This window comes from Paeniglutamicibacter psychrophenolicus (genome assembly GCF_017876575.1).
GTDB lineage: Bacteria > Actinomycetota > Actinomycetes > Actinomycetales > Micrococcaceae > Paeniglutamicibacter > Paeniglutamicibacter psychrophenolicus.
This window is the reverse complement of the sequence record NZ_JAGIOE010000001.1, coordinates 1,361,629-1,387,792: the sequence shown is the minus strand read 5'-3', so window position 1 is coordinate 1,387,792 and position 26,164 is coordinate 1,361,629. Positions and strand designations below refer to the sequence as shown.

General features: G+C 65.5%; 27 protein-coding genes. 13 read left to right on the top strand and 14 right to left on the bottom strand.

All coding sequences use genetic code 11. The features are described 5' to 3' along the window. Positions 1-193: 193 nt before the first annotated feature. The 4 genes from JOF46_RS06125 to JOF46_RS06110 all read right to left on the bottom strand — a co-directional run bounded on the left by JOF46_RS06125 (position 194) and on the right by JOF46_RS06110 (position 3,566). Entirely contained in the window at positions 194-529 is a 336-nt protein-coding gene (locus JOF46_RS06125) for a hypothetical protein (protein WP_209906510.1), read from the bottom strand. Then, complete coding sequence (locus JOF46_RS06120) at positions 529-972, bottom strand: hypothetical protein (protein ID WP_209906509.1); 444 nt, start codon at positions 970-972, stop codon at positions 529-531. Before JOF46_RS06120 ends, JOF46_RS06125 begins: the two co-directional genes overlap by 1 nt. A 15-nt stretch (positions 973-987) precedes the next feature. Continuing rightward, positions 988-1,461, bottom strand: coding sequence for a DUF4262 domain-containing protein (locus tag JOF46_RS06115; RefSeq protein WP_209906508.1), 474 nt, complete (start codon positions 1,459-1,461; stop codon positions 988-990). A 929-nt stretch (positions 1,462-2,390) separates the two neighbouring features. Then, on the bottom strand, positions 2,391-3,566 hold the full coding sequence (locus tag JOF46_RS06110; protein ID WP_209906507.1) for an NAD(P)-dependent malic enzyme: 1,176 nt from the start codon (positions 3,564-3,566) through the stop codon (positions 2,391-2,393). Positions 3,567-3,922: 356 nt separating this feature from the next. Here JOF46_RS06110 and JOF46_RS06105 point away from each other — a divergent pair, with 356 nt between their 5' ends. The 4 genes from JOF46_RS06105 to JOF46_RS06090 all read left to right on the top strand — a co-directional run bounded on the left by JOF46_RS06105 (position 3,923) and on the right by JOF46_RS06090 (position 6,779). After that, positions 3,923-4,324: a helix-turn-helix domain-containing protein gene (locus JOF46_RS06105; protein WP_209906506.1), complete on the top strand. Its 402-nt coding sequence runs from the start codon at positions 3,923-3,925 to the stop codon at positions 4,322-4,324. A gap of 102 nt (positions 4,325-4,426) precedes the next feature. Further along, positions 4,427-5,101 (top strand): GerMN domain-containing protein, encoded by a 675-nt coding sequence (locus tag JOF46_RS06100; protein WP_209906505.1) that lies wholly within the window; start codon positions 4,427-4,429, stop codon positions 5,099-5,101. Positions 5,102-5,154: 53 nt separating this feature from the next. After that, on the top strand, positions 5,155-6,423 hold the full coding sequence (locus tag JOF46_RS06095; RefSeq protein ID WP_342592540.1) for an aminotransferase-like domain-containing protein: 1,269 nt from the start codon (positions 5,155-5,157) through the stop codon (positions 6,421-6,423). Between the two features lie 59 nt (positions 6,424-6,482). After that, on the top strand, positions 6,483-6,779 hold the full coding sequence (locus JOF46_RS06090; RefSeq protein ID WP_209906503.1) for a DUF503 domain-containing protein: 297 nt from the start codon (positions 6,483-6,485) through the stop codon (positions 6,777-6,779). Between the two features lie 184 nt (positions 6,780-6,963). On the opposite strand, the gene JOF46_RS06085 is transcribed toward JOF46_RS06090, so the two are convergent. The 4 genes from JOF46_RS06085 to JOF46_RS06070 all read right to left on the bottom strand — a co-directional run bounded on the left by JOF46_RS06085 (position 6,964) and on the right by JOF46_RS06070 (position 11,108). Next, positions 6,964-7,749 carry a nucleotidyl transferase AbiEii/AbiGii toxin family protein gene (locus JOF46_RS06085; protein WP_209906502.1) on the bottom strand — a complete coding sequence of 262 codons (786 nt, stop codon included), beginning with the start codon at positions 7,747-7,749 and terminating at the stop codon, positions 6,964-6,966. Continuing rightward, positions 7,746-8,732 carry a helix-turn-helix domain-containing protein gene (locus JOF46_RS06080; RefSeq protein WP_209906501.1) on the bottom strand — a complete coding sequence of 329 codons (987 nt, stop codon included), beginning with the start codon at positions 8,730-8,732 and terminating at the stop codon, positions 7,746-7,748. The genes JOF46_RS06085 and JOF46_RS06080 overlap by 4 nt, the downstream gene beginning before the upstream one ends. 406 nt (positions 8,733-9,138) lie before the next feature. After that, positions 9,139-10,608 carry an L-lactate permease gene (locus JOF46_RS06075; RefSeq protein WP_209906500.1) on the bottom strand — a complete coding sequence of 490 codons (1,470 nt, stop codon included), beginning with the start codon at positions 10,606-10,608 and terminating at the stop codon, positions 9,139-9,141. Between the two features lie 119 nt (positions 10,609-10,727). Further along, positions 10,728-11,108 carry a winged helix-turn-helix transcriptional regulator gene (locus JOF46_RS06070; RefSeq protein ID WP_209906499.1) on the bottom strand — a complete coding sequence of 127 codons (381 nt, stop codon included), beginning with the start codon at positions 11,106-11,108 and terminating at the stop codon, positions 10,728-10,730. Positions 11,109-11,214: 106 nt separating this feature from the next. On the opposite strand from JOF46_RS06070, the gene JOF46_RS06065 reads away from it, so the two are divergent. Further along, positions 11,215-11,823 carry an NAD(P)-dependent oxidoreductase gene (locus tag JOF46_RS06065; protein ID WP_209906498.1) on the top strand — a complete coding sequence of 203 codons (609 nt, stop codon included), beginning with the start codon at positions 11,215-11,217 and terminating at the stop codon, positions 11,821-11,823. 99 nt (positions 11,824-11,922) lie between these two features. Here JOF46_RS06065 and JOF46_RS06060 read toward each other — a convergent pair whose 3' ends face one another. Beyond that, complete coding sequence (locus JOF46_RS06060; protein ID WP_209906497.1) at positions 11,923-12,852, bottom strand: alpha/beta fold hydrolase; 930 nt, start codon at positions 12,850-12,852, stop codon at positions 11,923-11,925. Between the two features lie 370 nt (positions 12,853-13,222). On the opposite strand from JOF46_RS06060, the gene JOF46_RS06055 reads away from it, so the two are divergent. From JOF46_RS06055 to JOF46_RS06030, 6 genes are all read left to right on the top strand, one after another. Then, complete coding sequence (locus JOF46_RS06055) at positions 13,223-14,902, top strand: ABC transporter substrate-binding protein (RefSeq protein ID WP_209906496.1); 1,680 nt, start codon at positions 13,223-13,225, stop codon at positions 14,900-14,902. A 22-nt stretch (positions 14,903-14,924) separates the two neighbouring features. Continuing rightward, a complete protein-coding gene (locus tag JOF46_RS06050) occupies positions 14,925-15,899 on the top strand; it encodes an ABC transporter permease (protein WP_209906495.1) in 975 nt (324 codons plus the stop codon). Beyond that, positions 15,896-16,789 (top strand): ABC transporter permease, encoded by an 894-nt coding sequence (locus JOF46_RS06045; protein ID WP_209906494.1) that lies wholly within the window; start codon positions 15,896-15,898, stop codon positions 16,787-16,789. The genes JOF46_RS06050 and JOF46_RS06045 overlap by 4 nt, the downstream gene beginning before the upstream one ends. Further along, positions 16,786-18,432, top strand: a complete 1,647-nt coding sequence (locus tag JOF46_RS06040; protein ID WP_209906493.1) for a dipeptide ABC transporter ATP-binding protein — start codon at positions 16,786-16,788, stop codon at positions 18,430-18,432. Before JOF46_RS06045 ends, JOF46_RS06040 begins: the two co-directional genes overlap by 4 nt. 98 nt (positions 18,433-18,530) lie before the next feature. Then, positions 18,531-19,460 (top strand): DNA-processing protein DprA, encoded by a 930-nt coding sequence (locus tag JOF46_RS06035; RefSeq protein WP_209906492.1) that lies wholly within the window; start codon positions 18,531-18,533, stop codon positions 19,458-19,460. 434 nt (positions 19,461-19,894) lie between these two features. Continuing rightward, complete coding sequence (locus tag JOF46_RS06030) at positions 19,895-20,269, top strand: phosphoribosyltransferase (protein WP_209906491.1); 375 nt, start codon at positions 19,895-19,897, stop codon at positions 20,267-20,269. A 106-nt stretch (positions 20,270-20,375) separates the two neighbouring features. Here JOF46_RS06030 and JOF46_RS06025 read toward each other — a convergent pair whose 3' ends face one another. Together JOF46_RS06025 and JOF46_RS06020 are read right to left on the bottom strand one after the other, a co-directional pair. Further along, complete coding sequence (locus JOF46_RS06025; RefSeq protein WP_209906490.1) at positions 20,376-21,497, bottom strand: cation diffusion facilitator family transporter; 1,122 nt, start codon at positions 21,495-21,497, stop codon at positions 20,376-20,378. Then, positions 21,494-21,850: an ArsR/SmtB family transcription factor gene (locus tag JOF46_RS06020; protein WP_209906489.1), complete on the bottom strand. Its 357-nt coding sequence runs from the start codon at positions 21,848-21,850 to the stop codon at positions 21,494-21,496. Before JOF46_RS06020 ends, JOF46_RS06025 begins: the two co-directional genes overlap by 4 nt. Positions 21,851-22,017: 167 nt before the next feature. Between JOF46_RS06020 and JOF46_RS06015 the strand changes: the two genes are divergently transcribed. Together JOF46_RS06015 and JOF46_RS06010 are read left to right on the top strand one after the other, a co-directional pair. Further along, positions 22,018-22,422 carry a hypothetical protein gene (locus JOF46_RS06015; protein WP_209906488.1) on the top strand — a complete coding sequence of 135 codons (405 nt, stop codon included), beginning with the start codon at positions 22,018-22,020 and terminating at the stop codon, positions 22,420-22,422. Positions 22,423-22,652: 230 nt separating this feature from the next. Then, positions 22,653-22,925, top strand: coding sequence for a hypothetical protein (locus tag JOF46_RS06010; protein ID WP_209906487.1), 273 nt, complete (start codon positions 22,653-22,655; stop codon positions 22,923-22,925). Here JOF46_RS06010 and JOF46_RS06005 read toward each other — a convergent pair whose 3' ends face one another. From JOF46_RS06005 to JOF46_RS05995, 3 genes are read right to left on the bottom strand one after another with little or no spacing between them, the layout of a single operon-like run. Continuing rightward, the gene (locus JOF46_RS06005; RefSeq protein WP_209906486.1) at positions 22,926-23,918 is read right to left on the bottom strand and encodes a tyrosine-type recombinase/integrase; all 993 of its coding nucleotides are present in this window, start codon (positions 23,916-23,918) and stop codon (positions 22,926-22,928) included. Further along, positions 23,915-24,865 (bottom strand): tyrosine-type recombinase/integrase, encoded by a 951-nt coding sequence (locus JOF46_RS06000; protein ID WP_209906485.1) that lies wholly within the window; start codon positions 24,863-24,865, stop codon positions 23,915-23,917. Before JOF46_RS06000 ends, JOF46_RS06005 begins: the two co-directional genes overlap by 4 nt. Beyond that, complete coding sequence (locus JOF46_RS05995) at positions 24,862-26,079, bottom strand: tyrosine-type recombinase/integrase (RefSeq protein ID WP_209906484.1); 1,218 nt, start codon at positions 26,077-26,079, stop codon at positions 24,862-24,864. The genes JOF46_RS06000 and JOF46_RS05995 overlap by 4 nt, the downstream gene beginning before the upstream one ends. Positions 26,080-26,164: the final 85 nt, after the last annotated feature.

Here is a 26,164-nt window from a genome sequence, read left to right as displayed (position 1 = left end):
TCAACTGGGCGTACCGATTCTCGGTCTTATGTCGGCCGTCACAGGCAAACGCGCACCAATTTCCACAAGGACCGCGCGCCATGGCAGAAAAGACGGTACGACCCCAGGTGGCGGGAACCTTCACGCCGGTCACCACGATTTCCGGGCCGTGCTTCATGTTCGTGTGGACCATCATCCTGGCCCGCTACAACGTTTACCGATGCCGCCGCCCGCTCCTGCAGGGGGAAGGCAGGTTCACGATGCCGGCGGATTGTTCATGCCCTATGTGGTGCTGGCGTTCTTCGCCTGCAGCGGCTGGGATCTGACCACCCGGCCTGACACCGGCGCCGCGCTGGTCCACTTCACCCCGATGCGGTTCTTGGCCATGTGCTTGGGCTACCGGATGCTGCGCCGGAATCAGCAGCACGCGGCGGTCGGTGCCCCGCACGATGCCGAGGTCGCGCGCGAGCGTGCCGAGCGCCGGGCCCGTCTGCACACCCAACTCCCCCGTGCACGCGCCGGACGGCGCTGGCAGCCATTGCCACTGCATCAGTTCAGGCAGATCGGCTGGGTGCCCTTGCGTTCGGTCGGATTCGGGGCACAGGGTGCGACCTGCAGCAAGGAGAACTTTTCGCCGTAGAGGCCGAGGTTGACGTTGCACTGCGCCTTGTACAAGGTCTCCGGCACCAGGCGTACCCACTGCCCGTGGAATTCGAAGATGTCCCCTTCCCCGTAGTTGCCGCCACGCGCGAGCAACGTACGAACGAGATGGTGCATGAGGCTCGGGGTGCCTTGCGGAAATTCGGTGAAGTCCTCCATCCCGGCGATGAGCTCGGGCAGGCCCCGCTGCGTGAGCCCGACCGAGTAGCAGACCTCCTGCCGGTGTTCCGAGTCGGCATCATTGACGATGCAGTATTCTTCCCGCTCGATTTGGTCGCGAAATGGTTGCAGCAACGCCAGGCTTTCGGGATCCGCCGCCGGTCCGTACAACATTTCGACCCCCTGCCCTTAGCGTTTCCGGCCGGGGACAGGCCCGTAACCGGCCGTGGCTGAGAAGGACTTGTACATCAGCGCCAGGGTGGCCGGAGGCACCTCGCTGTCCATGAAATGGATTTCCAGCACCCGGGTGCCGTGCCCGTACCGGGCGTACGCGCCCAGTGCGTACTTGGTGGCCCCGAGCATGGTGGAGAAATACAGCAATCTCCCGTCCACCCAGTTTGCGGTGTGCCCGTTGTCGAAGTGTTCGCGGCGTTCGATCACCGACGAGACGAAGCCGCTGAACATCTTGTTGGTGTCGGCCATGTCCAGCCCGCGCACCAGGAACTCCGGTTCGCCAAGCTTGGTCAGCCCCATGGTGTAGCCGAAGCACCGACGGGGGTTCGGGTCCTCCACGTATTGGAAGGCCCAGCCGTGCTGTTCGATCAGGTTGTTGATGTGGCGTTCGACTTCCGCGGCCGACCACCCATCGCATTGGAGGCACATGGTTCCCGCTCCTTGGTTCACTAGGATCTTTCGCTGACACCACCAAGTGTTCGCCGTTCCCCCGATGCTGTGGGGCGTTTCTTGAAAATTGTGGATAACTTCCCGGACGTATGACGGCGGCGAATTCGACGACCCGGAACACGGGTCTTTGCGCCTCTGTCCCGGTGTTGGCGATCGAGCCTTCCCGGCCCGTGCTTTGCCCCGGGGGCCGATGCCTCCGTCCAATGCCGGCCGTCGGAGCGTTTCCGGCTCGTGGCCAGAAGTGTCGGTTCGTTGCCGGTCATGGCGCGGACATGGGTTCCCGGGTTGACCGGCACACGGTTGGCGCCCCTCCCCGGGTCAGCGTGGACCGATCCCCCGCAAGCGGTCAGGGCCAACAATGCACCGACGGCCGCGAGGGCCAACGGCGTTCCCTTGACAAGAACCCAGGTGGTGGCGTGGCGTGGGTCCACGGATCGGGAGTCGCTGGTTGGTTCTTTCCGGTACGCCGGCTGGCGATTGGTCACTGGTTGCTCCTCGGCGGGTCCCGGTTCGCCGGTCGTTTGGTGAACCTCTGCCCACGCAGTTCAGCCCAGAAATGCGGGACCGATCAAACGGCCTGTCATGGACGGCCAATACGAGTCATGAATCGCCCCGAATTGTCATCTGCAGACTTGTCGGCCCGCTTGTGTCAGGTCTCTTGTCCGGATTTTCCGACATGCTGCGTCACGCCCGGACCCGGGTTTGCATCCCGGAGTGGTTCCTGGACCTGCCCCTTCCGCTCTATCCGATGGGCACCTGGCGGAGGTCCATCGGTGAAACCCGGGGCGGGGAGCATCCGCTTTGTTCGACCGGACCGGGTGCCATGCAGGAAGGGGCGCCGGCCAGGGTCCCGGGTATCCGGTGTACCTGTCCGGCGCCCCTTCGTGGGATGCCTTGCTGGGTGTTCGCTACTCGGCGACTACCGCTGCCTGGACGGCGGCGGAGACCGCCGGTATGACGCGCGGGTCAAGCGGCGAGGGAACGATGAACTCGTTGGAGAGCGACTCCTCGGCCAGCTCGGCAATGGCGTGCGCTGCGGCAAGCTTCATCGCCGGGGTGATGCGGCGGGCGCCGGCGTCCAGGGCGCCGCGGAAGATGCCCGGGAAGGCCAGGACGTTGTTGATCTGGTTCGGGAAGTCCGAGCGGCCGGTGGCGACGACGGCCGCGTACTTGCGTGCCACATCCGGCATGACCTCCGGGTCCGGGTTGGACAGCGCGAAGATGACCGCGTTCTCGTTCATCTTCGCCAGGTCCGCTTCCTCGAACTTCGAGGAGGAAACCCCGACCACAACGTCCGCGCCGTCGAGGGCCTCGCGGATCCCGCCGATCAACCCTTCCTTGTTGGTGATGGCTGCGTACTTGGCCTTGACGGCGTTCAGGTCGTCGCGGTCGCGGTGGACGATCCCCTTGGAATCGACGATCACCACATCTCCCAGACCGACGTTGATCAGGATCTCGGAGATCGCGATGCCGGCGGCACCCGCACCGGAAATGACCGCGCGCATCTGGCCCAGTTCCTTGCCGGCGACCTTGGCGGCGTTGATCAGCGCGGCCAGCACCACCACGGCGGTGCCGTGCTGGTCATCATGCATGACCGGGCAGTCCAGCGCCTCGATGAGGCGCTCTTCGAGTTCGAAGCAGCGCGGGGCCGAGACGTCCTCGAGGTTCACCGCGCCGAAGCTGGGGCGAAGGCGCACGAGGGTCTCGACGATCTCGTCGACGTTGGTGGTGTTCAGCACCAGCGGGATCGAGTCCAGGCCGCCGAATTCCTTGAAGAGCGCGCTCTTGCCTTCCATGACCGGAAGCGAGGCGGCTGCGCCGATGTCGCCCAGGCCCAGCACCGCGGTTCCGTCGGAGACCACCACGACCAGGCGCGAGGCCCAGGTGTGGGTGGCGGCCAGTGCCGGATCCGCGGCAATGGCGCGGGAAACCTGGGCGACGCCCGGGGTGTAGGCAATGGAGAGGTCGCGCTTGGTGGTCAGCGGCATCTTGGACTGGACACTGAGCTTGCCACCGAGGTGGGCGTCGAAAATGTCGGCTTCGGTGATGGCTGCGGCGGCGTCGAGGGAAGCATCGATGGACATGAGGGTCTCCTAGAAAGTTCTGAAATGTATCGGAGCGAGGAATCGATTCGATGATCGTGGATGTCGTAGGTTTCAGCCGTTCCCACATCGATGTGTGAGCGCCTATTTGCTAGCCTCGCTGTGCGTCAGCCGGCCCGGGGTTGGGGCGTACGGCGATGGTGCACTGGTCAGTACTTTCTTTAGACCGTAAGTAACACACTACGGCATTTCGCCGCGCCCACGCCACCGCTCGGCGCAACGATCGTGAAACATTCCCCTGTTGCCCGGGGCGTTCGGTTCCGTGCCATCCGGGCGCGGGCGCCGTCATCCGCCGCGCCCGACCCGCGCTTTGGTGCGGCATCGGGCATGATGGAAGCATGTCGTCTCCCACACCGTCATTGAGCAAGGTCCGGGCCTTCCCCGCGCTGGAGAAGAAGGCCGCGGCACGGCTCGCGGCAGCCCTGGACGAGTCCGCAGACACCACCGTCTTCGTCAACGGCACCACCCTGCAATTGCCGGATGTCGCCCATGCGGCGCTCATCGATGTCCTGCAGCGCATGGCGCGCGGCGACGAGGTGAGCGTGAGCACCGTCGAGTCGCTGCTGAACACCTCGCAGGCGGCGAAAATGGCCGGGGTCTCGGCCAGCTACCTGCGCAAGCTCACCGATTCGGGAACCATCCCGGTCGAATACCGGGGCACCCACCGCCGGATCCGGCCGGCCGCCGTCCAGGCCTGGCTGGATGCACGGGCAGCAAGCCCCACCGACACCCCGGAATAGACCCAACCGCAACACCACCGTGCTGGTTTCGGCGCCCGCATCCTACCTATGTTGGAAGTGGCCGCAGTGGCCGGCAACGTTGGCAAGAAGGGGTTGGGCGCCATGCTCCGAAATCGATTGATCAGGCTTTCGCTGGCCTCGTTGGCGGGTGCCGGCATGGCCTTGTCCCTGTCGGGTTGCTTCGGCGGCCCGGCCGAAGCCCCCAGCACCACCGGGATTTCGCAATCCGGGGTCCCCTCGTCCACGGCACCGGCAACGGACACCCCGACAACCGCCACCCCGTCCCCCTCGGCGACGCCGACACCAACACCCACGCCCACGCCCACACCGTCACCCTCGCAAACAGCGCCCGCCACGAGCCCTTCGACCATGACTTCCGCCTTGACGATCTTCTATGTCGCCCTCAACGACCAGGGAAAATCGGGCCCGATGATCGGGTGCGGCGACAGCATCGTGGCCACCGAGACCGGGCCGGTGGTGTACGCCAGCCAGGTGGAGGCGGCGATGAGCGACCTGCTTAACGACAAGGACGCACAGCACGGCCAATCGGGCTTGATGAATGCGCTTGCGAGCTCCGATCTCACCTACGTTTCCTCCTCCGTCGCCGGCGACACCGTCACGGTGGAACTCTCCGGGCAGATCAGCTCGGGCGGGGTGTGCGACGACCCGCGCATCATTGCCCAACTCACCTACACCGCAATGGTCGCCGCGGGCACGGGCGAAGCGAAGATACTGGTCAACGGGATCGACATCAACAAGTATTTGAGCCAAAAATAATCGGATGTTGACTTATAGGCAACAAGTGTTGATAAAGTTCGGGTGTGAGCTCAATTACAGGACCCCTTGCGGGCAGTGAAACCGAAATCGCCCTCGAACGCGCCGCCGCGCACGAGTCGCTCTTCTCCGAGCGCGCCTCGCATATCAAGCAATCCGCGGTCCGCGACGTCTTTGAGCTCTCGCTGGACCCGTCGTTGGTCTCGCTGGCCGGCGGCAACCCGTACCTGCAGTCCCTGCCGCTTCAGAAGCTCGGGGCCATGGCCTCGGAGCTGATCGCGACCCAGGGCATGACGGCGCTGCAATACGGCAGCGGGCAAGGCACCGAGGAACTTCGCGCCCAGATCTGCGAGGTGATGGCCGAGGAAGGGATCACCGGGGTCGACCCGGATAACATTGTCATCACCACCGGATCACAAGCCGCACAGGATGTTGCCTGCAAGGTCTTCTGCAATCCCGGGGACACCGTGTTGTGCGAGGACCCCACCTATGTGGGTGCGCTGAACACCTTCGAGGCCTACCAGGTGCACGCCGAACCCGTCGGCACCGACGAGCACGGGCTCATTCCCTCCGCGCTGCGCCAACGCATCGGGCAGCTGCGCGAGGCCGGTGCACGGATCAAGTTCCTTTACACGATCCCCAACTTCAACAACCCCTCGGGCATCACCCTGGCCGCCGAGCGCCGCGCGGAGATCGCCGAGATCTGCATCGAGGAGAACATCCTCATCCTGGAGGACAACCCCTACGGGATGCTGCGCTACTCCGGCGAGCCGATCCGCCCGCTGCGCGCCGACTACCCCGAGAACGTCATCTACATGGGATCGTTCTCCAAGATCCTGGCCCCCGGCCTGCGCATCGGCTGGGCGGTGGTTCCGACCCACCTGTTCCGCCGCTTCTACCTCGCCGCCGAGGCCGTCACGCTCTGCCCGGCAACCTTCAACCAGATGCTGATCAGCAAGTACCTCGACGGGCACGACTGGCGCGGGCAGATCCAGACCTACCGGGAGCTCTACGCCGGGCGTTGCGCGGCGATGCTCGAGGCGCTGGACGAGCACATGCCGGAGGGTGTCAGCTACACCCGGCCCGAGGGCGGGTTCTTCATCTGGGTCACCCTGCCGGAGGGCATCGACACCTACGCGCTGCTGTCCCAGGGCATCGAGGCCGGGGTGGTCTTCATCCCGGGTGCCGCCTTCAGCCCGAACGACGCCCCCAGCCACCGGTTGCGCCTGGCCTTCAGCGCGGTCCCCGAAGAGAAGATCCGCGAGGGCGTCAAGCGCCTGGCCCCGGTGCTGGCCGCCGCCATCGCCGGGAACGGTGTGCGCTAGAAACCACGCACAGCCCCGCCTGCCCGGAAATCCGGTGAGGCGTGGCGCATGATGTAACCATGTGGTTTGGATGGATCGAGTTCGATTTGTTGCTCGGCGAGGTGCACTCGCTGAAGGCCAAGCGCTCCGTCGTGCGCCCGCTTCTGGCCGAGATCAGACGCCGCTTCGAGGTCTCCGTCGCGGAGACCGGCGGGCAGGAGCTGCACCGGCGCGCCGGGGTGGCGGCTGGGCTCGTCGCGGCGGACGCCGCGCACGTGATCGAGGTGCTCGACGGGATCGAGCGGCTGGTCGCGGGTCGCCCGGAGGTCGAACTGCTCAGCGCACGTCGCCGACTGCATTCCTCCGAGGACGAATAGGCGGCTCCACGGCGCGCAGCGGCGCTGGAACGCTGTTAGGCGTTTCAGGGCGAGTCATTCAACCCGGACCGATCCCTGTTCAGGGTATGCAAGGACCGATCACGGTATGCCCCCACCGGCCGCCGGCACCAGGGGCCAGTGGCCAGTGGCCAGTGGCCAGTGATGATGCTGCCCCTGGCCGGTCTTACCGGTTTCGGGTGACGTGCTTGGCTATGAGTGCGGCGAAGCGAATCTTGTTCAAGTTGTTGGGCACAGCGAAGGGCGTGCGTTTGCGGGCCATGCCATCACGTAGGGTCTGCAGGATTTCCACGGTATCTTTGCGGAACCCAATCGGATTTGTTTCGTGCAGATGCCAGGGCACTTCGGGGTGGGCTTCCCTGATTTCCAGTAGCGTGTGCAGATCAGCAACGTCTTTCGCGGATTGACGCTCTCTCCACGCATGGGCCTTTAGCACCACTGCTTCTTCAACGTCAGGTACACGCGTCTGATAGGTGATGGTTTCGCTCTCACTTAGTTCTGCTTCCACGTTCAGGATCAGGGGTTCGTGGTTGAATACGTAGGCCAGCTCTGGGAGTGTGTCGATCTGGCCTACGCCTGGAACAGTCCTTGGTTTGATACCGCGGGTTGGTCCCGTCCGAGGAGCTAGAACGTTGATTTCAATACGTTGTCCGGGCGCCACTTCTCGGTAGAACAGATTCCCGCCCTGTTTAGTGAAATTCTGGTCAAGAAAGTTCTGCGTTAGAGGAGCCGCGACTTCAAGGTCGCCGATGGCGGTATCGGCGTCGGTGGTTGAACGAGGTATGGCCGCCGCGGTGGGGTAAACATGCAACAACAAGCGCACCATATGCCCACCAATAATTCGGTATTCGCTCCCCTTGACCGTGGCATCGGCCACGGCCTTCTGCCCGCGATATCCCAGAGCGTCGGAGATGCTCAACGCATATACATGGATCGTCAGTGGTTCATTCATAGTGAAGGGATCCCTGTGATGAGTGCTTCAAGGTGTTCAGCCGCCTCGATGCTGTCAATGTCGTTGCTGTCATGCACGTCCCAGTAAACGAGGGCAGGATCAGCAAGCTCCACGTCATCGTAAACGGGGAATGTGCCAAGCTCGGTCAGCCGCCACAGCGTTGGGTCTGCCGGCACGCAGGTGACCAAAGTGGCTTCATCCAGTGGTGCCGGCACAAACCCGACGTCGGCAAGGTCAATGGGGCTGCTGATATAGATTCGACCACGAGCGGGCAGCTTCCACGGCATTAGTCGGTCAGCAGCCACATCGCCACTGACCAATGGGTGCGCATCGAGTAACTGAGCTTCCTGAACCGCTTTGAGCGTTTGCTCAACGATAGGGTCTAGGCTGTACCAGCCGAACTGCTGTCCTCCGGCCCCGGGATACTCTTTCAGCCAGTGCTCCAAAAGGGCTTGGGGTTCCCGGGTTACCGTTCCTTCCGGCGTGGCGGTGACGAGTTCGCCAAGCTGTCGACACACGTTAGAAACAGACTGCTGACTAGTGCCGACGAGCCGCGCAATCTCCGATTGGCGTAAGGGATCATCTGCCAAGAGAAGACACCGTTTCACGGCCCAGCGTACCCACGCCATCCTGCGTGAACGTTGCTGTATTTGAACCGGCTGGTCGGCATATTCGGCCGTGAAAACCAGACCGTGCAAAATCAACTGCAAGGGCTCTTCGAGCAGCATGTCGATCTCACCTGCCCTAGCCCGTTCAATAACACCGGCGGTTGCCGTGCGACCGGCATAGAGTGGGCGGACAGGCGAGCCCCGATGCGGTTTGTAGCTCCGTAGAATGTGCGCAGTAATCCGTTCGGTCGGCTTTGCAAGGTTGACTAGGAAACGCTCCCCCTCCGGCGAGCGCAGCAGCCAGGAGCGTTCGCTGGTGCCTTCTGCGATCCCGAAATCCAATTCGCGCAACAGGGCTACGACATCGACGTCCATGCTCATCTCCTTTACAACTCTCATCCCGTTTTTTGGGTTTTGATTGTTGGACAAGTTGATCATGTGTGTGTTAGATAGTCCAGCTGGTCTGCTTGGTCCAGTTATTCAATGAAGTTTCTACCAGAGTGCAGATCATGAATAAGCGCATAACCCAAGACATGGAAGCCAGTGGCTCTGGGCACGATGCAATCCCCAAACGACTCGAGAGCATCACCGGCGCCCCAGCCAACCCAAGCACGGTTGAACCCCGACCCACGACCTATGCGAGGCATATCGCCTTTGCGGCCCAATGGTTCAGGAGTTGCTGGCAGTACCCTCACCGGCACACCGTCGGGTGTCCATGGCCCCAATGCTCGTCCCCGACCGCCGGAATTGATAGCGGACGGGGGCATTGGACGACAGTGAGCTAGTGGATCGCCCAGGTAACCAGACCAAGCAGCGTACCGACAATGGCCAGGAGGATTCCGAGCCGCGGGGCGATCCACGCGGTGACCTCGTGCTCGCTCGGCGGCGCTTGGTCCGGGACGGAACCGGAAATGGACGCCACCGGTAGGATGGCCAGCTCGTAGGCCAGCAGGATCCGCGAGGGCGCAAGCATGGTGGCCATCGAGGCGGTGACATTGGAAACCGCGACGATCTGCAGCACCGAGGACCCCATCGCGGTGGCCGCCTGCGCCTGGGTGGCCGCGAGCATGGAGTTTGCCGCGGTGTTGGATCCGGAGATGAAGCCGGCCAGCCCGTTGATGACCGGACCCAGCACCAGGTACCCGGTGCCGATCCCGGCGAGCGCCGCACCCAGTTCCCTGCCCATCCCGGTGGCAGCGAGCAGGGCTCCGAGGATCGTGAATCCCCCGGTGGTCACCCCGATCGGGATCCAGCTTCGGTAGGCCAGATGGGCCCGGGTGCGCAGTTTCCGGTTGCCTCCGCCCAGCGAGGCGGAGGCGTATTGCGCGACCAGGCAGGCGACAACCAGCCACACCCCGCCGCTGGTCAGTGCGCGCTTGAGCAGCGAGGGTTCCATGGGCGAGGTCAACGCCCTGGCCACCAGCAGCCCGACGGTGAGCACCCCGTAGGGCAGCAACGCCACCCAGACCGCTCGTCCGGCGGGCACCAGGGTTCCGCCGGCCCTGAACGCCAGAAGGTGCACGGCCAGCACCAGCAGGGAACCGGCGATGCCTGCCGGAGGGGTTCCCATGAGCAGGTTGGCAGCGAGGATTCCGGCGTTGAGCAGCACCGCGGCACCCAGCAGGTGCGCCAGCAGCCGCCCGGGCCTCGGCGAGCCTGCTCGCAGCACAAGCCAGGACGCGATTCCCGCGCCCAGGACCACCGGCAGGGTCATCAGGGCCGAGCGCACGCCCACGTCGAAGAGGGTGAGTCCGGCCAGGTCCGCCGCTACGAGGGTGCCGGGGCCGAGTGCTCCCCACGGGACGGCCACCAGTCCCAGCAGGCTCAGGATCGCCGAGTGCTTGATCGAGTGCCCCAGCTGCAGCAGCAGCGGGACTCCCACGGTGACACCGATGCCGAATCCGGTGACGGATTCGGCGAACGGGACCAGACCGAAGATCACCAGCACCGTTCCGGCCTGCTGGTTCGATGAGCTTTGGCGCAGCCAGCCGGAGATCCTGTCCATGGCACCGGTTTCGGTGGTGATGCGCGAAAGCAGCACCCCGGCGAAGAGGATCAGCAGCACCTCGAGGATGGTGGGGCCGAACATGGCCCCGGCGTCCAGCAGGTCACCGAGCGGGGTGGGGAAAAAGAAGATTGCTGCCAGCACCCCGGTGACGAGCGACCAGGTCGCCATGGTGGTAGCCCTGGTCTTGGCGAAGAACAGGGCCATGGCCACCACGATGGGGGCGGCGGCGACCAATGCCAGCATGTTTCTTCGGATTCCTAACCGCTGAAGGGGCTTCTCACTACTGGGGTTGAGGATACCGTCGCCGGGTGCAGGGTGCCGATTCGTCGCCGCGGGGACTCGTCATCAAGCGGCGTTGCGTGTCAACGAGCTTGGGCCTTCTCGTCAAAGCTGTCGCGGGATTCGAGGATCTGCGCGGCGTGCGTTTGCGCCCAGTCGCGGATCACGGCGAACGGGCCAAGCAGGGTTGTTCCCAGGCCGGTGAGTTCGTATTCCACCCGGGGCGGGATCTCGGGGTAGATGGTGCGGGTCAACAAGCCGTCACGTTCTAGCTGGCGAAGTGTTTGGGTGAGAACCTTGGGAGTGACGCCACCGATGTCGGCCCTCAGCTGGGAGAAGCGGCGGGGCCCGGATTCCAGGGCCAGGAACACCAGCGGCGTCCATTTGTCCCCCATGCGTTGCAGGATCAGGCGCGAGGGGCAGTCGGGGCTCATGACATCGAAAGCCGCACCATTGGTATCCATGAGGTAACCATATTACGTTGAGGTACTCGATATCAATTAGATACCATAGAGGCAATGTCACGGTAGGGCCTCCCCGCCCGCCACCCTAGAGATCAAGGAACCACCCATGAAGATTGCCGTATACGGAGCCACCGGAATGGTCGGCAGCCAGATCGTTGCCGAGGCAGCCAAGCGTGGCCACGAGGTCACCGCGGTGTCCCGCGGCGGGCGCGACGTCGCCGGAGCCGCTTCCGCAGCCGTCGCGGAGCTCGGCGACACAGCGGCCTACCGCGCACTGGCCAAGGAAAACGACGTCGTCGTCTTCTCGATCCCGCCATCGCGCACCGGCGAATCCCACCAGCCGTTCATCGACGCCCACGAAGAGATCTCCGAGACCCTGGTCCCGGCCCGCGTCTTCGTCGTCGGCGGAGCCGGAGCCACCGAGATCGACGGGGTGCGCCTGCTCAACACCCCGGGCTTCCCGGAGGAGTACAAGCCGGAGGCCCGCACCATGGGCGAGGTCCTGGACTTCTACACCTCGGCCTCGGGCCTGGACTGGACCATGCTGGCCCCGGCCCCGGTGATTGCCCCGGGTGAGCCCACCGGCAACATCGTGCTGGGCAATGACTCCCCGGCCGGGGACCACGTGACCACCGGCGACTTCGCCGTTGCAGCGCTCGACGAACTCGAGGAACCCAGGCACCTGCACCGCCGCTTCACCGTGGCCAGCGCCTGATCCTGCCCGAAGTTCCACCTGGCGGCTCGCCGGGATCCCCGCAGTGCCGGGGATCCCGGCGATTTCCTTTTCCCGCCACCCCACGGGAATGCGGCTTGCTCAAGGCCCTGGCTCGGGCACCCGGCCCGCGGGACTGTTCCCCCGTAGCCACTCGAGCGCGTAGCCGGGGGCCGTGTCGCCCTCCTCGAGAAAGAAGGACAGGTGGGAACCCTCCATCCAGTAGAGCTCGGAGCCGGGGATCCGCTCGTGGGCGTTCCGGGCGTTCTCCGGCGGCACGGTCGCGTCCCCGGAGGCATGCATGATGAGCGTGGGGCAGGTGATGGCCTCGAGGCCCAACGGGGCCAGCGCCCTGAACGTCACGAGGTCGTTGTCGAGCCCTTCGCGGCGTCCGGCCCAGCCGGAGGATGCCAGGAGGATGGCCTCGAGATGCGCAACCCGGACCGGATCGGCGGCCACGGAGGCCGCCAGGTCGGCGGCCCGGGCCCCGGGCATCTGGCCGAACCGCCGGAACAGGAACTTCAGCATCGGCGCCGCGGAATGGCGGAGGAACCACAGCTGCAGCTTGATGGCCGAATCCCTGGCGCCCAGCCTGGCGAACGGCACCGGGGCGACCGCTTGGCTGATGGAGTCGACCTGGAGCAGCCGCGAGACCTTCTCCGGGTGCCTGGCGGCCAGGGCATAGGCCGCCGGGCCACCGCCCGAGCCACCAAACACCGCGATCTTGCTGATGCCGATCTCGTCCAGCAGGGCCGCCAGGGCATCGGCCTGTTCCGCGGGCGAACTTCCCGTGGACAGCGGGGTCCCCAGGTAGCCCGGACGGCTCGGCGCAATGATGCGGAACCCGTTGGCCCGGAAGAATTCGGTGGCCACCAATCCCTGGTCGCAGCCCCCCAGCGTGCCGTGCACCGCAAGGAGCGGCTCCCCCGGGCCCCGGTCGGCGTATTCCACCTGTCCCGCGGCGGTGTCCACGATGATGCGCGGGTGGGAAAGGCAGGAGCGCAGGTCTTCGGGCCGCAGTGGTATCTGCATGGTCCCATGGTGGCACGGTGCACCCATCCACAACATGCCTGCGCTTACCCGATTTCCGGGCCCGGCCGATGAACGCCACCCTCGCCGGCATCGGCCCCCGCACCTTCCACCCCGGCGGCATCCCCAACACCCCGGTGATCCACAAAGGATGTGGTGGGGCCGCGGATGGCCGGTTCCACCACACCCCGCGACCCAAAACCGTGCAGCTTGGGGGCAGCCCGCGCCTGCTATGACCTCTCCCACAGACCCCTGACCGGGCGCATGGTGCGGACTAAGGTTGATGGCGGTGCCCACCCGCCAAGACCCCCATCGGGCCGGCGACGGACACCCGACTCCACTTCATCTTCATTGGTTCGCAGGAAGCAGCTTCATGAATAACGTTCGTCCCTTGGCTCGTCGCCTGTTCCCGGCCGCCTTCGGCCTTGCCGCGGCACTCGTGCTCGCAGGCTGCGCCCCGGCCGCCCCTGCCCCCGAGTCCGGCAACGGCGCCGGCACCCCGGCCGCCGCCACACCCGTCGCCGGCGGCACCCTGGTCTATGCCTCGGGCGACGCCGAACCTTCTTGCCTTGACCCGCACGTGGGCGGCAACTACCCGCAGGCGCTGGTCTCCTCGCAGTACCTGGAGACCCTCTACACCAAGGACGCCGCCGGCGAACTGGTACCGTGGCTCGCCCAGGACTCCACCGTCTCGGCCGACGGGCTCACCCGCACCGTGAAGGTCCGCGGCGACATCCGCTTCACCGACGGCACCCCGCTGACCGCCGAAGCCGTCAAGGCCAACTTCGAGCACCTGCTCGACCCCGCCACTGCATCCTCCACCGGCTACCTTGCCCTGGGCAAGATCAAGTCCATGAAGGCGCTGGATCCGACCACGCTCGAATTGAAGCTCTCCACCCCGGACAACGCGCTGCTCGAGTCCTTCTCGATGCCGTGGGTCGCCATCCAGTCCCCCGCCGCGCTGAAGCGCTCGCAGGAGGAAAACTGCGCCGCCCCCGTGGGCACCGGCCCGTTCAAGGTCGAGTCCTGGAAGAAGCAGGAAGCGGTGAACCTGGTCCGCAACGAGGACTACAAGCGCCCGGTCGCCGACGCCGACCACACCGGCCCGGCCTACCTGGACGCCATCACCTGGCGCTTCATCCCCGAGGCCGCCACCCGCTACGCCGCGCTGCAGGCCGGCGAGGTCCAGGTCATCGACAATGCCCAGCCGGACACCATTGCCGCCGCGGCCAAGAACGACACCATCAAGCACCTGGACGCCCCGCGCCCCGGCGCCTCGAACCGCATCGAGCTGAACTCCTCCAAGGCGCCGTTCAACGACCCTGCGGTCCGTGAGGCCTTCATCCACGCGGTCAACGTGGACGCCGGCATCGACTCGCTGTTCTTCGGCACCGCACCGCGCTCCTACTCCCCGCTTTCCAGCGTCGAACCGCTGGGCTTCGCCGACAAGTCGCTCTTCGACTTCGACCCGGCCAAGACCGCCAAGCTGCTGGATGCCGCCGGATGGAGTGAACGCGACGCCGAGGGCTACCGCGTGAAGGATGGGACACGGCTTTCGCTGACCTTCCCGGTGAGCACCAGCCAGTCGATCCCCGCCGAGCAGTCGCTCTTCGAGCAGCTGCAGGCCACCGCCAAGGAATCGGGCATCGAAATCAAGATCAACCTGCTGGACCTCTCCAGCTGGTACGGCGCCCTGGCGAAGAACGACTACAACCTGGTTTCCGCCCCGTACACCAAGGTCGGCCCCTCGGTGCTCTCCATCCTGTTCCACTCGGATTCCACCATCCCCGCACCCTCGGGCTACTTCGCCAACCTCTCCCAGGTCAAGGACCCGGCGCTGGACAAGCTGCTCGACGAGGCAGGGACCATCAGCGAGGAGGGCAAGCGCAAGGGCCTGTACATCCGGGCGCAGAAGCTGGTGCTCGAGGGGCACTACCTGCTGCCGCTCTACGACCAGCAGAACCACTTCCTGTACTCCTCCAAGCTGAACAACGTCGGCTCCACCACCGCGGTGGCCTCCCCGACCTTCTTCGACACCTGGCTGGCCAAGTAGGCACGCGACCCTCCCGGCAACGATGAACCCCGGCACACACACCCAGCGGCGGCGCACCCGGATCACCGGGGCCGCCTCCTGGGTGCTGGGCAAGGTCCTGGGCGGGATCTTCGTGCTGTGGGCCGTGGCCACCGCGATCTTCTTCGGCATCCGGATGATTCCGGGAGACCCGGCCGAGGCGATCATGGGCGGGCCCGGCTCGCAGGCCTCGGCCGAGGCCCTGGCCGCGGCGCGTGCCGAGTACGGGCTCGACGAGCCCCTGGCCGTGCAGTATTTCACCGCGCTCCGGCGCCTGGCCACCGGGGACCTGGGCACCTCGTATTCGCTGAAGAACCCGGTCTCCGAGGTCCTGGGCGAGCTGCTGCCGCCCACCCTCACCCTGGCGGTGCTCGCGCTGCTGGTGGCCTGGGTGTTGGCGCTGGGACTCGCGGTGGCCTCCACGCGCAGCGGGCGGGCAGGCATGGCGCTGGCCTCGGGCCTGGAAATCGTCTCCGCTGCGGTCCCGCACTTCTGGCTGGCCAGCGTGCTGATCATGCTCTTTGCCACAGCGCTGGGCTGGCTTCCGCCGGTCAGCACGGCCACCGGCGCGGGGCTGGTGCTGCCGGTGGCCACCCTGGCCCTGCCGCTGGCCGGGTTCCTGGGCCAGGTCATGCGCGACACCCTGGATGCGGCGCAGCGCTCCGGCTTCGCGCTCTCGGCCCGGGCCCGCGGGGAGTCCGAGATCGGGGTGCTGCTGCGGCACTCGCTGCGCCACGCCGCGTTGCCCGGCATTGCGCTCTCCGGCTGGGCGTTCGGCTCGCTGCTCTCCGGGGCCGTGGTGGTCGAGGCGATCTTTGCCCGGCCGGGGCTGGGCCGCTCGCTGCTCTCGGCGGTCACCGCCCGCGACATCCCGCTGGTCACCGGCGTGGCACTGGTATCCGCTGCAGCCTACGTGCTGATCATGGCGCTCTCCGACGCCGCCGAGAAGCTGGCAGACCCGAGGATGGCGCGCGCATGAACCCATTAATCGAGAAACTTCCCGCCAGCGACCCGGTGCTGGCGCAGCACCCCGCCGCGCGCCCGCGGCCCGGCGCCCCGGTGCTGGCCCGCGTGGCCGCGCTGGCCCCGCTGCTGCTGGCATCCGCGGTGCTGGCCTTCTTCGTTTTGGCCGCCATTGCGCCCAACCTGCTGGCGCCCTTCGACCCGCTGGCCATCAACCCCGCCGACGCGTTCTCGCCGCCCGGCGCCAACCACCTGCTGGGCACCGACGAATCCGGGCGCGACATATACTCCCGCATCGTCCACGGCTCCCGGCCCTCGCTGCTGATCGGCGCTGCCGCCACCGCGATCGGGCTGGGCCTGGCGCTGGTCCTCGGCACGATCGCCGGCTTCGGCGGCAAATGGCTGGACTTCGGGGTGGGCCGCATCCTGGAGGTGCTCTTCGCGCTGCCCGGGCTGCTGCTGGCGCTGGTGTTCATTGCGCTGTCCGGGCCCGGGGTCGGGACCACGGTGATCGCCGTCGGGCTGACCACCGCACCGGGGTACGCGCGGATGATCCGCGCCCAGATCATTGCCCTGCGCACCTCGTCCATGGTCGAGGCAGCCACGGTGCTGGGCCGCTCCCGCGCCCGCATCCTGGCCACGCACATCCTGCCCAACGCGCTGGCGCCCATCGCGGTGCTGGGCACCCTGGGCCTGGGCCAGGCCGTGGTCTGGGCCGCGTCACTGAGCTTCCTGGGCCTGGGCGCCCCGCCGCCGGCCCCCGAATGGGGCGCCATGCTCTCGGCCGGTCGCACCTACCTGGCGCTCGCGTGGTGGATGACCTTCTTCCCCGGGCTGGCCATCGTGCTGGTCGCCGCCGCCTCCACGGTGCTCTCCCGCTCCCTGAAATCCGGAGGCAACCGATGAGCACGCCTAACCCCGTGTTGCGGGTGGAAAACCTGCACGTCTCCTTCGGGGCCACAGAGGTGGTCGCCGGGGTGTCATTCACGGTGAACCCGGGCGAAACCCTGGCACTGGTGGGCGAATCGGGGTCCGGCAAGTCGGTGACGGCCCGCTCACTGATCGGGCTGGCCGGCGCCGGCTCCCGGGTGCGTGCCGGGGCGCTTCAGGTCGCCGGCACCGACGCCCGCTCCCTGTCCCAGCGCGCCTGGCGCACGCTGCGCGGCAGGACGGCCGGCTTCATCCTGCAGGACGCGCTGACCTCCCTGGACCCGCTGCGCACGATCGGCAAGGAGATCGACGATGCCCTGCGCCTGCATTCGTCCGGCTCCGGGTCCGAGCGTGCGGCCCGGGTCATCGAGCTGCTGGAATCGGTGGGCCTGGATGATCCGGTGCGCCGTGCCGGCCAGCGCTCGGGCGAGCTGTCCGGAGGCATGCGCCAGCGCGCGCTGATTGCCTCGGCCATCGCGCTGGACCCGGTGCTGCTCATTGCCGACGAGCCGACCACGGCGCTGGATGCGACGATTGCCGCGCAGGTCATGGACCTGCTGGGCGGGCTGGGTGCCGCAGGATCGGGCATGCTGTTGATCAGCCACGACCTGGCCGCGGTGGCCACTCTCGCCGATTCGATCGCGGTGATGCAGGGCGGGCGGATTGTCGAATCCGGGCCCGCGGCACGGATCCTGGGCGACCCGCAGCACCCATACACGCGGGCGCTGCTGGCCGCGGTTCCCGCCGGCAAGCCCCGCTTCGCACCGCTCTCCCCCGCCTCCACGGCAACTTCCGCCCCGTTGCATGGCACACCGCCGGCGGTCCAAGGGCCGTCCGGAAGCCGACCGGTGTTGCGCGCCGAATCGCTGTCCAAGAGCTTCAAGGTCCCCGGCTCCCCCGACTTCGCGGCCGTGAAGGACGTGGGCTTCGAGCTGCATGCCGGCCGGACCCTGGGCGTGGTGGGTGAATCGGGGTCGGGCAAGACCACCACGGCGCGCATGGCCCTGGGGCTGCTGGCCCCGGATACCGGCAGCGTGGAGCTCTTTGGCGAGCCCTGGAGCCAGGTGCCCGAGGCCGCCCGGCGCACCCGGCGCACCGCGCTCGGTGCCATCTACCAGGACCCGCTGTCCTCCTTCGACCCGCGCCTTTCCGCCGGGTCCCTGCTGGCCGACGCGGTCAGCTTCGGGTCCACCCGCAACCCGCGCAAGCACGCAGCGAGGATCTCCGAGCTGCTCGCGCTGGTGGGCCTGAAGGATGAACTGGCAGGCCGGAACCCGGCAACGCTCTCGGGCGGGCAACGCCAGCGCCTGGCCATTGCCCGGGCCCTGGCCCCGAACCCGCGGGTGCTGATCTGCGACGAGCCGGTCTCCGCGCTGGATGTCTCCATCCAGGCGCAGGTGCTGGACTTGCTCGATGACCTCCAGTTTCGGCTCGGCCTGTCCTACCTGTTCATCTCCCACGACCTGTCGGTGATCCGGCACATGAGCGACGAGGTGCTGGTGATGCAGGGCGGGAAGGTCGTGGAATCCGGGGCCACCGAATCGGTGTTCACCGCTCCGGTGCACCCCTACACGCGCACGCTGCTCGCCGCCTCCCCGGGCCTGGTTCCGGGACGCTGAGCCCTGCCCTGCCAACGTGCTTGGGCCCTGTTCGCCGGGTCTCCGAGCATGCTGGACGTGTAGGCTGTAATCACGCTTTAAACGAGGGGAGGAGCCCAATGACGCCCGAAGAACTTGCCACGGAACGTGCCGCATTGGTGGCGCTGCTGCACCCCCCTCGGACTTTCAAGTGGGCCTCACATCGGACGCAAATAATCGAGGATGGGGTGCTTCCGTCGTCGTTGCTCGTGAAGGCACTCCACGGAGAAGCAGACCAAGCAGAATTGCTCATTACCCACAGTCGCCGGAGGATCCAAGCGTGGGAGGGTCAAGGCCACACTTTGATCACCTACCTTGATGCGGAGTACCCCGCTCAATTCCATGAGGTCCATGACTTCCCCCCGTTCATATTTGCGGCCGGGCGCCTTCCTGAAGCAGGGGTCCCGGAAATCGCAGTGAGCATTGTTGGCTCGCGCGCGGCTTCGCCCGATGGCAAGCGAGATGCTTACAACCTCGGCAAGACACTAGCTGTTCGTGGCGTTACGGTTGTCTCGGGTCTGGCCGAAGGTATCGATCACGCGGCTCAAACCGGTGCGCTAAGCGTCGGAGGCCGTACCGTTGGCATAATCGGCACAGGCATCGACATTAGTTACCCTCGATCATCCAGCCAGCTTCAAGCTCGTCTGGCCAGCGGTGAGGGGCTTGTTGTATCCCAATTCTGGCCAGGTTCGGAACCCCAACAACGTAACTTTCCGATGCGAAATTCCGTAATGTCGGCCTATTCCAGAGTTACTGTCATAGTCGAAGCCGATGAAAAGTCCGGTACCAGGCATCAAGCCTCGACGGCAGTCAAGCATGGGCGTCCCTTGGTACTGGCACCAGCGGTCGCGACGGAAACTTCCTGGGGCCGAAAATTGACGGCCACCGGTTCACTTAATGATGTTCATATTGCGCGTTCCTCGGACCAAGCTGCCGAACTTGCGATCGAACTTGCGTCTCCACGAGAAGTCTGCAGCCAGCTTCGGCTGCCGATTGAGGCTTTCGCCTAGTGGAACGCTTGCCGCACAGTCGAGTAGGAGAATTGCTACCCCATATTGCACAGATCATGCGCAATACTGGCCTACCGATTGATGCGAGCGACAACGACGGAACTCTGTTTGCGACCGGTCTGAAATATTGCCCTATTTGTTCAATTCCAATTTCTGCAACGTACCGTCGTTGTATTCCTTGCGATGCCATTGCCAAGCAAGTTCCACCGAATGAACTTCCTGATTGTGTGGTGACGCTCGCATACGCTGGCGCAACGATGCAGTCCCAGACAGACTTTTATCAATACAAGAACGCTACAAACCCAAGCGAACCTGCACGTTGGCGCCTCGGCATACTTCTATAATTGGTTCTCGAGTTACATGCCGCATGCATTTCAAGACATACATTGCAGACTACTTCTGCAATCACAATAGTTCCTTCTGGACGAGGCAGAATGCCGCATCCGCTCAACGAACTGCTAAAGATGTTCCCGAGTGAAATCTTCAGAACCCCCGCCACCTATGTGGGCCAAGTCCGTAACGCAAGGCCAAAAGTCCTCGATCCCCGCTACTTTCACTTCGAAGACGACTTAAATGGAAAACATATTCTGGTGCTGGAAGATTCTTGGGTAACCGGCAAGAGCTCCGTCGCGGTGGCAGCCAAAGCAAGACTAAGCGGCGCAGCGAAGGTGAGCATCCTCAGCATTGGACGCTATTTCAACACAGAGTGGCCGGTGAACCGCCTCTGGCTGGAAAAAGGTGTTGCCAAGACTCCCTACGATCCGTTTTTCTGCCCGGTAACCCGCGGCAAGTGCCCTCCGCCGACATAGAATCCTCGCCTGGACCAAGGCGCATTATCAGTATCCTATAGAAGACTCGCGCATCCACAGCCAGCTCGCTCATAAGCCTCGCACCTGTCACCTTGAGGAAAGCCATTCAGCCCGTTCGACTGATTTTCTGATGACACTGTGAACTTCCTTCTACCGCATCGATCCGCAGTGTCCCGGTCTGAATCAGCAGGTCATCGAGCTTGGGCAGCGCCCGGGCAACGGCCGCCCTGGCCTCCGCCAGCGTGGCCTCGACCTCGGAGAGGGCCGCGTCCCGGACCACGGCCACGGCCGTGCAGTGCAGCCGGTGGCCGACCCAGCGCAACTGGATCCGCGGCGTTTCCAAGATCCCTGGAACCGAGGCGAACGCTTCCTCGGCCTTGGCCAGCAGGTCGGGCTCGATGCCGTCCATGAGCCTGCGCCCAATGCTGCAGATGGTGCCGATCAGCAGGATGAAGATGGCCGCGGAAATGAGCAGGCCCACGATGGGGTCGGCCAGCGGGAAGCCCAGCATCGCACCGCCGGCGCCCAGCACGACGGCCAGGGAGGTGAACCCGTCGGTGCGGGCGTGCACTCCGTCGGCAACCAGCGCGGCGGAGCCGATCCTGCGCCCGATCTTGATCCGGTACATGGCCACGGCCTCGTTGCCGATGAATCCCACGACGCCGGCGGCCAGCACCCAGCCCAGGTGTTCCAGTGGTTGCGGATGGAGCAGCCGGTCGATCGACTGCCAGGCCGCGAGGACCGCGGACAGGGCCACCACAACCACGATGAACAGCCCCGCCAGGTCCTCGGCCCGCCCATAGCCAAAGGTGTAGCGCCGGTTTGCGGCCCGGCGCCCGAGGATGAAGGCGATCCACAGGGGCACGGCGGTGAGCGCGTCGGAGAGGTTGTGGATGGTGTCGGCCAGCAGGGCCACCGATCCGCTGAAACCCACCACGATGAATTGCAGAACGGTGGTTGCCAGCAGGATGGCCAGGCTGATTTTCAGCGCACGGATCCCCTGGACGTTGGATTCCAGGGCGTCGTCGATGGAATCGGCTGCGTCGTGGGTGTGCGGGACGAAGAGCTCGAACAGCCATCCGGTGAATCCGGAGCGATGCTTGTGGCCGTGGCCGTCATGGTTGTGGCCGTCATGGTTGTGCTCGTGGTCATGCGGGTGGTCGTGGTGCCCTGCCGGCCCGTGATCGTGGCCGGGGTTCCCCGGCGCGTGGCCGCTCGCCGCGCTCACTGTTGCCCTCGGGAATGGTGGGCGGGGGTACCCCCCAAGGCGTGTTCGGCCTGGTGGATGGCGTCAACGACCAGCTGGCGCGCATGCTCATTTTCAAGGCGGTAGAGCACCTTGGTCCCTTCCTGCCTGGTCGAGACCATTCGGGCCAGGCGCATCTTGGCCAGGTGCTGGGAAACCGAGGCCGGGGACTTGCCCAGCAACTCGGCCAGCGCGCCGACCGCCATCTCCCCGGACCTCAGGGCCAGGATGATCCGCACCCGGGTCGCGTCCGCGAGCATGCTGAACACTTCAACTGCCAGTTCGACGTACTGGCTGTCGGTGTCCAACGAACAAGACTTGTTATCTGCATTCATACGCAGATAGTTGCACATATCGATGGGGCTGGCAAGCATTGGACCTGCTCAACCATGTCCGGCACGGCCCCATGCTGTGCATTGACCCTGAAAACAGCAAGGTCCCCTCTACGTCAGGCTGGTTGTGAGCCACCCGGTTCTTTCTTAAGTGATTGAAGGAGACAGCCATGACAGTTACCGCCCAGGGGCAAACCCGTGAGGAGATCCGTCAGTTCGTGCACGAGTACTATCTTCAGCCACACGGGACGAAGGTGGCATGGCTTGCCGCCCAGTCGGTGCCGAGGTGGAAGTTCCAGCAGTGGCGGAAGCTGGTCTACGAGGGCGACCTCGACCGGAACCTGATACCAAGGGATCATGGACACATGGCCCGCACACAAGGCGAACGGTCCGCGTTTGAAAAAGCGCGCGCCAAGGAGATCGCCGAACACCAGTCAGAAGTCGAGCAGCTCAAGGACCGCATCCGTGAACTCGAGGGATCAAACGTGGCCCTGGGAAAAGCTATCGGGCTCTTGCACGACTTGAACGTGCCAGGGCCCGATACGAAGCAGACGAACGATCCGAAAAGTTCCTAGACACCGAGAACCACCTCGTCCGCACCCTGGCGGAGTTCACCGGCTCCCAGCGGAAGGCGCTTGAACTGACGGGCGTATCGCGTTCCACCTGGCATTACCGGCAAAATCCCCGGGAACAAGTCCAAGACCCGATCCACCAGTCCGAGCGCGCCTACGAGAGCCGCATCAGTCCCGGGGACCGGGAGCGAATCAGCGAATACATCATGCTGGGCTGGGCCGATCAGGTCTCCGTGGACCATTCCTTCGCCACGGCGTGGGACGACGGGGTCATGCTCGCCTCCCGGCGCACCTGGTGGCGCATCGCGGCAGAGATCGAGGACCAGATGCTGCGCCCCACGATCCCCACCAGACGCGAGAACAAGCAGGGGCGGCGGGAGAAGCCCGTGGTGAAGGCCACCGGGCCGGGTCAGGCCTGGTCGTGTTATGCCGAGGTTGTGGTTATGCCGATACCGGTGTCGGCGGCCCGGGTTCCGGCGGCGCCCGGGGCCGTCTTATCGGCATAATCAGAGCGCCTCGAGGAACGCAATGACGGCGTCCGTGGGCTGGTAGCGGCCCTGGGCGGCGACCGCGGACGGGGCGACCTTCGCGATGGCGTTCTCCTTGAGGGTCATGTCTGCATGGATGTAAATATTCGTCGTGGAAATTTGCTCGTGGCCTAGCCAGAGCGCGATGACCGTGGTGTCGACCCCGGATTGGAGCAGTCTCATCGCAGCCGTGTGACGCATCGTGTGGGCGGTGACCCGCTTGCCGTTCAATGACGGGCGTGATGCCGCAGCGGTGGCCACCGTGACGCGCAGGCGCTGTTCGATCGCGTCCCGGCTGAGTCGGCGCCCGGTCGTGGTCGTGAACAGCGGGTCCTCGGCGGTGCCGCCGCGTTCCGCGATCCAGCTGCCCAGGATCTCCAGGACCGCCGGGAGCAATGGTGTCCGTCGTTCCTTGCGGCCCTTGCCCAGGCAATGGACGTGCGGCCCGGTTCCGGTGTGGATGTCCGCGATGTTCAGGCCGATCAGTTCGCTGACGCGTAGCCCCGTCTGGATCGCCAGGCTGAAGAGTGCATGATCACGTCGGCCGGTCCTGGTGCCTTGGTTGCAGGCGGCCAGCAACGCATCGGCCTCGTCCCGGTCGAGCCAGGAGACGATGTTGCGTTGGATTCGTGCGGTCGGAATTGCCAGGACCCGCTGGATCACCGCCGCCTGCTCGGGGTGGCGCAGTGCGGCGTAGGCGAACAGCGAATGGATGGCCGCCAGGCGTGCGTTGCGGGTCCGCACGCTGTTTCCCCGGACCGTCTCCAAATGGGTGAGGAACCCGGTGATGGTGCCCGCATCCAGGTCACCGATCGCCATGGCCGAGGGCGTCTTGCCCGTCTGCTCCTGAACGTGGCCAAGCAGCAGCTTGAAGGTGTCCCGGTAGGAGGCGATCGTGTTCGGACTGGCCTGGCGCTGGGTCATCAACCGATCGGTGAAGAAAGACTGCAGCAAAGGGGCGAAACTGGTCATGGCCTTTCCTGCCCTTCCGGGGTGGCGGCGCCGGCGGCCAACCGGGCCGAGGCATGGGCCAACAGTTCGGGGACCGCGCTGAGGTACCAATAGGTGTTGGCCGGGTCGCTGTGCCCCAAATACGTTGAGAGCGCGGGCATCATGGCCGCGACGTCGGCCCCCTCGCGGTACCAACCCAGCAGGGCATTTACCGCGAAGGCATGTCTCAGGTCATGCATCCGGGGATGCAGCCGATGGGTTTGTATCCCGGCTGCGCCGGCTGCCTGCCGGAACGCCATCAGGACGTTGTGATAGGGAAGCCGGTCGCCGTCACGGTTGATGAAAAACGATGCACTGCCGGCGTATCTCTGCTGCTCATGCCCATCACGCCACGACGAGTACCGGCCCAATGCCGCGGTGGTGCTCCCATGCAGCGGCACCAGTCGCTGGTGGCGGGATTTGCCGCTGCTAACCGTTAATATCCCGGCTTCAAGGTCGACATCTCCACGGTCCAGGCCCAGCGCTTCACCGACCCTGAGCCCGGTGGCAGCCAGCAGCCCAAACAACGTGGGATAGGTCCGTGCCCGGATCCCGTGGCCGAGATGCCCCGCGGCCTTGATCAGCGCGGAGGTCTCGGCGCTGGTGTAAATGTACGGTGCCGTCCGGTGGACGGGGTGGGCGAAGATCCCCTGGGGCGGGATCTCGTGGGCGGGGTCCACCGCGTGCATATAGGTGGCAAAGCCCCGCACGGCCCTGAGCCGCCTGGCCGCACGGGCCACGGGGTTGCCCGTTCCGCTGAAGGAGGCCTGCGCCCACGAGACGGCATTGGCGGTGGTGATGCTCGGGCTGCCGCTGGCGGCCAGGTGGGTCGTGTACCGGCCCAACAGCCGTTCGTCCTCTGCCAGGTGGGCACCGAGTTGGCGACGGAGCCGCAGGTAGTCGGCCACGTGTTCCTCCCACCCGTTCATGACGGGCTCCCCTCGGCGGCCCATGGCTGGGCCAAGGTGCGCAGCCGGGTCACGTCGACGCGGGCATAATTTGCGGTGGTGACCGGGTCGTCATGGCGCAGCACCTGCCCGATCGCGGCCAGTGGCACCTCGGCTCTGACCATGGCCTCACCCAGGGAATGGCGCAGCCGGTGCGCGCCGAAGGGCTGCATGCCGGCACGCTTGCAGGCGCGCACGACGATTGCCCAGACGGCCGGGGAGCTGAGCCCGCGCCACGGTGCCTTGACCGTGCTGAACGCTTCGCGCAGATCCGGTGCAGCCGGGCGGGCATGGAGCAGGTAATCAGCGATTGCCGCGCCGACCTCGTCGGGCAGGGGCAGCCGTTCGTCCTTGGACCCCTTGCCTCGGACCATGAATTCGCCGTGGTGCCAGTCGATGTCCTCCAGGTGCAGCCCCGCGACTTCACCGGCGCGCAACCCCAATCGGGCGAGCAGGAGGACCATCGCATAGTCGCGTTTTCCCACCGAGGTGTTCCGGTCGCAGGCATCCAGCAGGGTCTGGATCTGGCCCGGGCTCACGCCAATCGGCAGCAGCGAGGGCTGTGGCAACCGCACCACAAGGGTCGCGCCGGTCAGGTCGCGATCCAGCTCTCCGACCAGGAAGCAGAACCGCAGAAACGAACGCAACACATAGCCGAACTTCTTCACCGAAACGGGCTTCCTGCCCTCGCCCTCGTCCAGCAACGCCCGAACGACATCGGCCGCGCTCAGGGTGCGGAGGCCTCCCGGCGGGGTGTAGCCGTTGAGGAATCGACGTACCCGGGACACCTGCGCCTGGACGGAGATCTCCTTCAGCCGCCGCTCACCACGCAGGTATTCCTCGAACCGGATCAGCACGGGCGGATCCTGGATCTGCCGCGGCGAAGCCGCCTCCACGGCGATTCTCCCTGAGGTGGCCAGCCACTTCAGCAGCGGTTTCAGGGCCCGGAACGTGAAGAGCGCAGCATGTGATGCCCGCCGCTCACGGAGGAACACCTCGATGACTTCCACCGTCAGCTCTTCCACCGCCAGGCCCCTGGATTGGAGCCAGCGGCTCAGATGCCTCATGAGGCTCAGCTGGCCCCGCGTCGAGAAGGGGGTGAATCCCAGCCGGATCAGCTCGGTCTCGAATCCCTCGATGTACGTTTCCAACGGGGCAGCGGAATGCTCCCGGCTCGATGTGCCAACAAGCTCCATGATGTCGCTTCCTTGTCTCCTGAATTGATGGGAAACAAGTCGAACACGAGCCGATGATTATGCCGATAAGACGGCCCCGGGCGCC

Coding starts and splice junctions, on each gene's coding strand:
- JOF46_RS06125 (WP_209906510.1), bottom strand. CDS start 529: ATGCAGTGGCAATGGCTGCCAGCGCCGTCCGGCGCGTGCACGGGGGAG.
- JOF46_RS06120 (WP_209906509.1), bottom strand. CDS start 972: ATGTTGTACGGACCGGCGGCGGATCCCGAAAGCCTGGCGTTGCTGCAA.
- JOF46_RS06115 (WP_209906508.1), bottom strand. CDS start 1,461: ATGTGCCTCCAATGCGATGGGTGGTCGGCCGCGGAAGTCGAACGCCAC.
- JOF46_RS06110 (WP_209906507.1), bottom strand. CDS start 3,566: ATGTCCATCGATGCTTCCCTCGACGCCGCCGCAGCCATCACCGAAGCC.
- JOF46_RS06105 (WP_209906506.1), top strand. CDS start 3,923: ATGTCGTCTCCCACACCGTCATTGAGCAAGGTCCGGGCCTTCCCCGCG.
- JOF46_RS06100 (WP_209906505.1), top strand. CDS start 4,427: ATGCTCCGAAATCGATTGATCAGGCTTTCGCTGGCCTCGTTGGCGGGT.
- JOF46_RS06090 (WP_209906503.1), top strand. CDS start 6,483: ATGTGGTTTGGATGGATCGAGTTCGATTTGTTGCTCGGCGAGGTGCAC.
- JOF46_RS06085 (WP_209906502.1), bottom strand. CDS start 7,749: ATGAATGAACCACTGACGATCCATGTATATGCGTTGAGCATCTCCGAC.
- JOF46_RS06080 (WP_209906501.1), bottom strand. CDS start 8,732: ATGGACGTCGATGTCGTAGCCCTGTTGCGCGAATTGGATTTCGGGATC.
- JOF46_RS06075 (WP_209906500.1), bottom strand. CDS start 10,608: ATGCTGGCATTGGTCGCCGCCGCCCCCATCGTGGTGGCCATGGCCCTG.
- JOF46_RS06070 (WP_209906499.1), bottom strand. CDS start 11,108: ATGGATACCAATGGTGCGGCTTTCGATGTCATGAGCCCCGACTGCCCC.
- JOF46_RS06065 (WP_209906498.1), top strand. CDS start 11,215: ATGAAGATTGCCGTATACGGAGCCACCGGAATGGTCGGCAGCCAGATC.
- JOF46_RS06060 (WP_209906497.1), bottom strand. CDS start 12,852: ATGCAGATACCACTGCGGCCCGAAGACCTGCGCTCCTGCCTTTCCCAC.
- JOF46_RS06055 (WP_209906496.1), top strand. CDS start 13,223: ATGAATAACGTTCGTCCCTTGGCTCGTCGCCTGTTCCCGGCCGCCTTC.
- JOF46_RS06050 (WP_209906495.1), top strand. CDS start 14,925: ATGAACCCCGGCACACACACCCAGCGGCGGCGCACCCGGATCACCGGG.
- JOF46_RS06045 (WP_209906494.1), top strand. CDS start 15,896: ATGAACCCATTAATCGAGAAACTTCCCGCCAGCGACCCGGTGCTGGCG.
- JOF46_RS06040 (WP_209906493.1), top strand. CDS start 16,786: ATGAGCACGCCTAACCCCGTGTTGCGGGTGGAAAACCTGCACGTCTCC.
- JOF46_RS06035 (WP_209906492.1), top strand. CDS start 18,531: ATGACGCCCGAAGAACTTGCCACGGAACGTGCCGCATTGGTGGCGCTG.
- JOF46_RS06030 (WP_209906491.1), top strand. CDS start 19,895: ATGCCGCATCCGCTCAACGAACTGCTAAAGATGTTCCCGAGTGAAATC.
- JOF46_RS06020 (WP_209906489.1), bottom strand. CDS start 21,850: ATGAATGCAGATAACAAGTCTTGTTCGTTGGACACCGACAGCCAGTAC.
- JOF46_RS06015 (WP_209906488.1), top strand. CDS start 22,018: ATGACAGTTACCGCCCAGGGGCAAACCCGTGAGGAGATCCGTCAGTTC.
- JOF46_RS06005 (WP_209906486.1), bottom strand. CDS start 23,918: ATGACCAGTTTCGCCCCTTTGCTGCAGTCTTTCTTCACCGATCGGTTG.
- JOF46_RS06000 (WP_209906485.1), bottom strand. CDS start 24,865: ATGAACGGGTGGGAGGAACACGTGGCCGACTACCTGCGGCTCCGTCGC.
- JOF46_RS05995 (WP_209906484.1), bottom strand. CDS start 26,079: ATGGAGCTTGTTGGCACATCGAGCCGGGAGCATTCCGCTGCCCCGTTG.